Below are 632 nucleotides of genomic sequence, written 5' to 3'. Positions count from 1 at the left end.
TCGAAGAACGAGTCATGCACGCCGACCCGCTGCACCCCGAGGACCTCGGCGTAGATGCCGGCCAGGATTTCTTCGACGGGACCACTGGGCGCCTGATATTCGCCGGCGGTGTATTCCGGCGCCGGTAGCGCGTTGGTATCGAGTTTGCCGTTGACGGTCAACGGCATAGCATCGACGACCACGATCGCCGAGGGCACCATATAGGCCGGCAACCGCTCGGCCAGCTCAGCGCGCACGCGGTGGGGATCGACTTCCCCCTTTGAGGATTCGGTGACGTACCCCACCAACCGCCGACCACCGGATTGCTCCTCACGCGCAACGACCACCGCCTGATCCACCCCGGCCACCGCCGCTAACGCACCACCCACCTCACCCAGCTCAATGCGATAACCCCGGATCTTGACCTGCTCATCGGCGCGACCCACATACCGCAACTGACCATCAGCACCCCACCACACCAAATCCCCGGTCCGATACATCCGCACACCCGCCGCCCCGAACGGACACGCCACAAACCGCGAACCCGTCAACGACGAACGCCGCCAATACCCCACCCCCACACCAGCACCGGCCACATACAACTCACCCACCACACCAACCGGCACCGGACGCAACCAGGAATCCAAAACAAA

The 632-nt window shown here is 64.1% G+C and carries 1 protein-coding gene; it reads right to left on the bottom strand.

Annotated features, from left to right (window positions below; all coding sequences use genetic code 11):
- A partial coding sequence (locus A5695_RS24635; RefSeq protein WP_156749830.1) for an AMP-binding protein occupies positions 1-632 on the bottom strand: 632 nt, incomplete at both ends.

Origin of the sequence: Mycobacterium sp. E1747 (assembly GCF_001667775.1) — a bacterium.
Taxonomy (GTDB): Bacteria; Actinomycetota; Actinomycetes; order Mycobacteriales; family Mycobacteriaceae; genus Mycobacterium.
This window is presented reverse-complemented; position numbering and strand designations above follow the sequence as displayed.